General features: G+C 69.5%; 8 protein-coding genes. 5 read left to right on the top strand and 3 right to left on the bottom strand.

Annotation, left to right across the window (positions count from 1 at the left end):
- Positions 1 to 43: 43 nt before the first annotated feature.
- Positions 44 to 661, top strand: coding sequence for a hypothetical protein (locus RB614_RS43025; protein ID WP_308718502.1), 618 nt, complete (start codon positions 44 to 46; stop codon positions 659 to 661).
- A 60-nt stretch (positions 662 to 721) separates the two neighbouring features.
- On the opposite strand, the gene RB614_RS43020 is transcribed toward RB614_RS43025, so the two are convergent.
- Positions 722 to 1,291 (bottom strand): TetR family transcriptional regulator, encoded by a 570-nt coding sequence (locus RB614_RS43020; protein WP_308718501.1) that lies wholly within the window; start codon positions 1,289 to 1,291, stop codon positions 722 to 724.
- A 64-nt stretch (positions 1,292 to 1,355) separates the two neighbouring features.
- On the opposite strand from RB614_RS43020, the gene RB614_RS43015 reads away from it, so the two are divergent.
- A complete protein-coding gene (locus RB614_RS43015) occupies positions 1,356 to 2,294 on the top strand; it encodes an SDR family oxidoreductase (protein WP_308718500.1) in 939 nt (312 codons plus the stop codon).
- A gap of 69 nt (positions 2,295 to 2,363) precedes the next feature.
- Here RB614_RS43015 and RB614_RS43010 read toward each other — a convergent pair whose 3' ends face one another.
- Positions 2,364 to 3,023 carry a DUF4360 domain-containing protein gene (locus RB614_RS43010; RefSeq protein WP_308718499.1) on the bottom strand — a complete coding sequence of 220 codons (660 nt, stop codon included), beginning with the start codon at positions 3,021 to 3,023 and terminating at the stop codon, positions 2,364 to 2,366.
- A 230-nt stretch (positions 3,024 to 3,253) separates the two neighbouring features.
- Here RB614_RS43010 and RB614_RS43005 point away from each other — a divergent pair, with 230 nt between their 5' ends.
- The 3 genes from RB614_RS43005 to RB614_RS42995 all read left to right on the top strand — a co-directional run bounded on the left by RB614_RS43005 (position 3,254) and on the right by RB614_RS42995 (position 6,007).
- Positions 3,254 to 3,910 (top strand): DUF4360 domain-containing protein, encoded by a 657-nt coding sequence (locus tag RB614_RS43005; RefSeq protein ID WP_428983223.1) that lies wholly within the window; start codon positions 3,254 to 3,256, stop codon positions 3,908 to 3,910.
- A 158-nt stretch (positions 3,911 to 4,068) separates the two neighbouring features.
- Complete coding sequence (locus RB614_RS43000; protein ID WP_308718497.1) at positions 4,069 to 4,347, top strand: muconolactone Delta-isomerase family protein; 279 nt, start codon at positions 4,069 to 4,071, stop codon at positions 4,345 to 4,347.
- Positions 4,348 to 4,420: 73 nt separating this feature from the next.
- Complete coding sequence (locus RB614_RS42995) at positions 4,421 to 6,007, top strand: ABC transporter substrate-binding protein (RefSeq protein ID WP_308718496.1); 1,587 nt, start codon at positions 4,421 to 4,423, stop codon at positions 6,005 to 6,007.
- Between the two features lie 84 nt (positions 6,008 to 6,091).
- On the opposite strand, the gene RB614_RS42990 is transcribed toward RB614_RS42995, so the two are convergent.
- Positions 6,092 to 7,312, bottom strand: coding sequence for a cytochrome P450 (locus tag RB614_RS42990; RefSeq protein ID WP_308718495.1), 1,221 nt, complete (start codon positions 7,310 to 7,312; stop codon positions 6,092 to 6,094).
- Positions 7,313 to 7,332 lie beyond the last annotated feature (20 nt).

Raw genomic sequence — 7,332 nt, 5'->3', positions numbered from 1 at the left:
TCGGTTCGGGTGAGGCTGTGGGTGTCAACGAAACGAAGGCGCGATGAGGCTTCCGGAGGCGGCGATGACCACCACCAACAGTGGTCCGGTGAAGGTGCCGGCCCATGCTCTTGAGACTGCTGAGGCTCCTGGGCACATGCTCACCACGACCGCTGCCCGTGCTTTGGCGGTGTTGCGGGTGGGTACCGGGTTTGTGTTCCTGTGGGCGTTCTTGGACAAGACGTTTGGTCTGGGGTTTTCCACCCCGGGTGAGCGGGCCTGGATCAACGGTGGCTCGCCGACCAACGGGTTCCTGTCCCACGTGCAGGTGGGGCCGTTCCAGTCGGTCTCGCATGATCTGGCCGGGCTGTGGTGGGTGGATGCCCTGTTCATGGTCGGGATGGCCGCGGTCGGGTTGGCGTTGATCGCGGGGATCGGTCTGCGGGTCTCGGCCGCCGCCGGTGGTCTGATCATGTTGATGATGTGGGCCGCGGAGTTTCCCCCGGACCGGTACACCGCCGCTGGTGAGGCGTCCGGGTCGACCAACCCGTTCATGGACTACCACCTGGTCTACGCCATCGTGCTGGTCGTGCTCGCTCTCACCTACGCCGGGCACACCTGGGGCCTGGGCCGGATCTGGACCCGCCTGCCCCTCGTCCAGAAGAACCGCTGGATGATCTGACCCCCTCCGGGAGCGCGTGCCGGGCCGCCACAGGCGGCCCGGCACACGTCCGCGCCCGGTTCAGCTCGTGGCGATGTCGCGCAGGGTGGACGTCGCCTCGTGTACGAGGTCGGTCAGGTCGCGGGTCTGGCCGGACTCGACCCACTGCTGGAAGGCGGCGGCGAACGCGGCCATGGCCAGGTCGCCGGCGAGGCGGGCCCGCGCCGGGGCGACGCCACGGGCGACGAGTGCGGCCGTCACGGCGCGGGCGAGGCCGGCCAGCTTGAGCAGCTCACGTTCCTGGAGCGCGTGGTTGGCGGAGATGATCGCGTCCCGGGCCCGGGCATGGCTTTGGCCGCGCGCCTCCTGCAGGCCCTTGGCGCCGGCCTCTAGCGCCGCGGAGACCAGCGCGATCGCGGACATGCCCTCGGGCGCGTCGGTGATCGCGCCGACGAACGCGGACTGGAGCAGGTCCTGACCGAAGAAGAGCACCTCGCGCTTGTCCGCGAAGTGGCGGAAGAAGGTCCGCTCGGTCACCCCGGCCCGCGCGGCGATGTCGGCCACCGTGGTCGCCTCGAAGCCACGCTCGGCGAAGAGCTCCATCGCCGCCTGCTGCAACCGGTCCGGCGCGCCGGGTTGCCACCGTGCCATGTGTCGATCCTAACGGCACCGGCGTACGCGATGACAGTAACTGACATCAGTGCTAGCCTCGGTGATGTCAGCAACTGACATCACGTCATCTCAGGAAGGCTTCACCATGCGCGTCTTCGTCACCGGAGCATCCGGATTCATCGGTCGCGCGGTCGTGGCCGAGCTCGTCGGCGCGGGTCACGAGGTCGTGGGCCTCGCCCGCTCCGAGGCGTCCGCCACTGCCGTCTCCCGGCTCGGGGCGAGCGTCCAGCGCGGAGACCTCGACGACCTGGACTCGATCCGCGATGGCGCCAAGGGCGCCGACGCGGTGGTCCACCTCGCGAACAAGCACGACTGGACCAACCCCGCGGAGTCCAACCGCGCCGAGCGGGCCGCCGTGCAGACGATCAGCGACACCCTCGCCGGTTCCGACCGGCCGTTCGTGCTCGCCGCCGGCGTGGCCGGATTCGGCCTGGACCGGCCGGTGACAGAGCGCGACCCCAACCCCGCCGCCGGGCCGGACTCACCGCGCGGTGGCGCGGAAAACCTTGCTCTGGAGTACGCCGGGCGCGGCGTGCGGGTGGTCAGCGCCCGCTTCGCCCCGACCGTGCACGGCGCGGAGGACCACGGCTTCGTCTCGGTCATCGCCCAGGCGGCCCGGCGCGGCGGAGCCGTGCGCTACCCGGGCGACGGGGCCAACCGCTGGCCGGCGGTCCACCGCTCCGACGCCGCCCGGCTGGTGCGCCTCGGGCTGGAGGCCGCGCCCGCCGGGACCATCCTGCACGCCGTCGCGGAAGAGGGCGTGCCCGTACGCGAGATCGCCGAAGCACTCGCCGGCCGCCTCGGCATCCCGGCGCGCTCCGTCCCGGCCGAGCAGCTCGCCGACGAGCTCGGGTTCATCGGCCGGGTCCTCGCCGCCGACCTCCCCGCGACCAGCCAGATCACCCGCGAGCTGCTCGGCTGGCGGCCCACCGGCCCCACCCTCCTGGAAGACATCGCCGCCGGCCACTACGACCAACCCTGAAACCGCGACGCAGCACCCCCGCCGCGACGGGGGTGCTGCTGACGTTCGTGCGGCCTGATGGCGGGTCGCTCAGCACCTCCGCCAGGCGAAGTTGAACAGGGTGTCCACGTCGCCTTCGCTGGAACCCATCGAGATGGTGTTTCGCCGGCTCGACGTCCCCTCGTCGACGCGAAGCTCGGTGTTGACGTTCAGGATCCGCTGCTCCTCGCACGGCTGGTACACGAGCGTGTAGGCCTTGTCGTCGGCGCGCCAGATGCCGCTCAGCGGGCCGGAGAGCGGGTGGTCCACCGTGTTGTTCTCGGAAGAGCCCTGCCAGTAGTAGTTGGTGCGGTGCAATGCCGTGGCACCGGAGTCGAGGCGGATCCGGCCGCGGTACTCAGCCTCGGCGATCGCGAAGGTCCAGCCCGCCGGGACGGTCACGAGCAGGGCCGCTTGGCAGTTCTTGCGGCGGTCGGTGAGGTCCGCTGTCCCGCCGGCCTCCGCGACGAAGCTGGCGTACGTCATCCGGAAGCCCGTCCGGTCCGCGTTGCTGATCGCCCGGACGGTCCCGGGCGGGCAGCCCGAGCCGTTCGCCGCGACCACGTCGACCTGGATCGCGTCGACCGGGACCGCCTCCGTCGCGGCCGACTCGTCCTCCCCGGCCTGGGCCGATCCGGGGAGGGACAGTGCCAGTGCCACGGCGAGCGCGACGGTGATCGCGCGCCCGGCGCCGATCTTTCCTACCGTCATTGGATCTCCTCGGGGGTTGCGAAAGTGATTGACGGGGCGGCCGCATGGGTTCGTGTCTCGCGTGGGATATTAGCCAGCTAGTCGTAGATCACACAAGCCATTGATATCCGTCTAATCGAAATGCCAGTCGAAACAATATGTCGACCTTGAACACCCATTGATATCTCTCGATTTTAAACGTAGCATTGGCCGGCGCGCGCGCATCCTCGCATCGCTTCGAAAGGAGTCCCATGCGTAAGCTATTGGTGCGTAGTGGTGTTGTACTGGCGCTGTTGACCTCTTCGCTGATCGGCTCGACGCCCGCCTCCGCCGAGGGCTTCCTGGACGACCCGACTCCACCGCCGGCGGACGAGGTCGTGATCGACCTCATCGCGATGGCGGGCTCCGGGTGCCGTCCCGGCACGGCGGACGTGGCTGTCTCGCCGGACAACACCGCCTTCACCGTCATCTACAGCGACTACCTGGCACAGGCCGGCCCCGGGATACCGGTCGCCGACGGACGCAAGAACTGTCAGATCAACGTGCTCGTCCATGTGCCACAGGGCTTCACCTTCGCGATCGCCAAGGTGGACCACCGGGGGTACGCGCTGCTGGAGTCGGGCGCGAGCGCCATTCAGCGGGCCAACTACTACTTCCAGGGCATGTCGCAGGGCAGCTTCACCACGCACCCGCTCAGCGCTCCGCTCGACGACAACTGGATCGCCACCGACGAGGTGGAGGTAGCCGCACTGGTCTGGCGCCCCTGCGGTGAACTGCGGAATCTCAACATCAACACCGAGCTGCGCGTAAACCGGGGCTCGTCGACGGGCACCAGCTTCGTGACGATGGACTCGACCGACGGTGACATCGAGACCGTCTACCACTTCAAGTGGCAGCGCTGCCCCTAGAAGGCCGGAAACCGACGCGCGACACGAACAGGTAAAGCACCGGGGACCGCCGACCGACCGGCGTCGGCGGTCCTCCGGCATCCGTTCCCGAAGGTCGTGTGCTTTGTCCTCCGCCACCGTGGCGGGAAGCCGTTATCGGCGTCCCTTAGGGTCAGGTCGTGGAGTTTCTGGTATCGATTTCTCTTGATTTGAACCGGGTGCCCGAAGGACAGCGGGAAGCGCTGCTGGCCGCGGAGCGGGAGGCGGCGCTGCGACTCGGCGCGGAGGGTGTGATCGTCCGCATGTGGCGGGTGCGCGGCGAGGCCCGCACGGTCGGCGTCTGGCGGGCGGAGAGCGACGGTGACCTCGACGCGGCGTTGGGCCGCCTGCCGTTGCGCCCCTGGCTGGAGGTCACCGCGACGGCGCTGGAGGAGCACTATGCGGATCCGGGTCGGTAGCGTTTCGAGTTGTTGACAACGGTTACAATGTTGAGCATAGTTTTCTCACGCTGAGGCCGTGAGAGGACGTGCTGTGAAGACATCACGATGGACCAGAGGGCTCGGCGCGGCCGGGCTCGCGCTCATGATGTGCGGGGTGGCGGCCTGCGTCTCCGACGCCGAGCCGTCCGGCGGCCCGTCCGGGTCCGTCGAGATCGATCCAGCCGCGACCGTCCGCGTCGCCTGGGCCGGGCCGCCGACCAACCTCGACCCGCACCGGCAGGTCTCGCCGGCCGACATGCCGTACAGCAGCCTGATCTACGACCGGCTCACCCGCATGTCGCCCGATGGCAACAAGGTGTTGCCGATGCTCGCCGAGAGCTGGACGTTCAGCCCGGACGGCAAGCGCCTGGAGCTGAAGCTGCGCACCGACGTCACGTTCCACGACGGCACGAAGTTCACCAGCGCCGTCGTCAAGACGAACCTGGAGCGGGGCAAGAGCGTCGCCGGTACCACGGTGGCGCCCGACCTCGCCAGCATCGCCTCGATCGACACGCCCGACGACGCGACGGTGGTCCTCAACCTCTCCAGCGGCGGGGCCGCGCTGCCGGTGGCGTTCACGACGAACGTCGGCGAGATGGTGTCGCCGAAGGCGCTCGCCGACGGTCGCGACCTCAAGCTCGCGCCCGGCGACGCCGGCTCCGGTGCGTACAAGCTCGCCGATCTGCGGCCCAACGAGTCGGCGACCTTCGAGCGCGTCGACAACTACTGGGACGACTCGGTACAGCGCGCCAAGACCATCGCGATCACCGTCTCGACCGCGGCGTCCGGCATCAACGGCCTGCGCGCCGGACAGTTCGACCTGGTACAGGTCACGATCGGGCCGGACACCCAGCCCACCCTCGACGGCGCCAAGGCCGGCGGCTACGAGGTGTACGTCAAGGACGTGCGGGGCTCGCACACGCTGATGCTCAACTCGGCCAAGCCGCCGCTGGACAACCTCAAGCTCCGGCAGGCCATCCAGTTCGCGATCGACCGCGACGCGATCGGCAACCAGCTGTACCAAGGGCAGTGCGCGCCGAGCTACCAGCCCTTCGGGTCGGGAAACCCGGCGCACAACGCGGAGGTGGACAGCGGCTACGCGTTCAACCTCGACAAGGCCAAGCAGTTGCTCGCCGAGTCCGGGCTGGCCAACCCGACGTTCGACATCGAGTTCGGGCCGGCGCACAAGGTGACGGCCGAGGCCGTACAGGCGCAGCTCACCTCGGCCGGCATCAACGCCCAGCTCAAGCCGGTACCGCAGGGGGAGGTGTCACCGCGGTTCAACGGGGGCGAGGCGATGGCCACGCTGACCGGCATCGTGCCGGGGGCGGACGGCAGCACCTACGTCAGCCGGTACGTGCTCGGCGGCGCGACGATCTCCCGCGGCGGCGACCCGGCGCAGGTCGCGCGGGTCAAGACGCTGGCCGCCGAGGCGCTCGACCCGACGCTCTCCGAGGCCGACCGGGGCACGAAGTACCAGGAGATCCAGGGCGTGGTCGCCGCGCAGGCGTGGTCGGTGCAGGTTTGCAGCGCCCGGCAGCTCTGGGCGCACAACGCGAAGATGGTCGGGGTCGACGACACGATGCCCGGCATCTGGGCCGCGCTGCCGGAGTTCGACCGGCTCGCCAAGGCCCGCTAGCAGAGCCCTGCCCACCCCACGTCCGTGATCGAAGCTCCCGTCAAGTCGTTCTAACGACTTGACGGGAGCTTCGATCACAGCACCTCAGGCCGGTGTCACCTCGACCGGCAGCGCCGCGATCGTACGCAGGTTGCCGTGGTCGACCCAGCTGACCGTTTCCTCGACGGCGGAGATGGACGCGGTACGGCGCAGCAGCTCGCCGAGCGCGACGCTGGCCTCCATCCGGCCGAGGGCGGCGCCGAGGCAGGTGTGCATGCCGAAGCCGAAGCCGAGGTGGCGGGTGTCCTTGCGGGTCAGGTCCATGGTGTCCGGCTCGGGGAAGCGGCGCGGGTCGCGGTTGCCGCCCGACAGCAGCGTCCACACCGGCTGGTCGACGCCGATCTCCACGCCGTCGCCGACGGTGAGCGGCTCGGTGGTGGTCCGGATGAGTCCGAAGTGGACCGGGCCGTGGAGGCGCATGAGCTCCTCGATGGCGTTCGGCATCAGGTCGGGGCGCTCGCGCAGCAGGGCGAACTGCTCCGGTTCGCGCAGCAACGCCGCCAGCGCGGCGCCGAGGAACGCCGAGGTCGTGTCGGAACCGGCGACCAGCAGCAGGAAGGCGAGTGCGGTGGTCTCCTCGCGGGACAGCCGGTCGTCCTGGTCGCGGGCCTGGATCAGCTTGGTGATCAGGTCGTCGGCGGGGTGGCGGGCGCGGTCGGCGAGCAGGTCGTCGAGGTACGCCAGCAGGTTGCGGGTGGCCTCCTCGATCTTCGCCATCTTCTCGTCGGGCACGTTGACGGCGGTCGCCGAGGTGATGAGGAAGTTCCAGTCCCGGAACGTCTCGATGTCCCGGTCGGGTACGCCGAGCATCTTGCAGATCACCGCGACCGGGATGTGCTCGGCGAAGTCGTTCATGAAGTCGAAGGCCGGCTTGTCCAGGCAGGCGTCGAGCAGCCGGGTGACGTGCTGGCGTACCCACACCGACAGGTCCCGCACCGTGACGTTGTTGAACGCCTGGCTGACCAGCCGCCGCTGCCGGGCGTGCTCGGCCGGGTCGTCGAAGAACAGCATGCTCGCCGCCTGTGTCTGCAGCGTCGGGCTGGTGGCGTACCGCGGGTTCGCCTTCAGTTGGGCGAGCATGCTCATGCCCCGGTGGCGCAGTGCCCGCGAGATGTCGTCGTACCGGCTGAGGACCCAGAGCCCCCGCTCGGTGCGGAACACGGGCTCGCGCTCGCGCACCTGCGCGTAGAGGTGGTACGGGTCGTCGAGGGCCAGCGGGTGGTCGTTGAGCAGGGAGTCGACGATCCCCGCGACGGTACTTGGCATCGGACCTCCAGGGGGCTCTC

The organism is Phytohabitans maris (genome assembly GCF_031085175.1).
Lineage (GTDB): Bacteria > Actinomycetota > Actinomycetes > Mycobacteriales > Micromonosporaceae > Phytohabitans > Phytohabitans maris.
The sequence above is the reverse complement of the archived record's forward strand: the minus strand, read 5'-3'. Positions and strand labels throughout refer to the sequence as shown.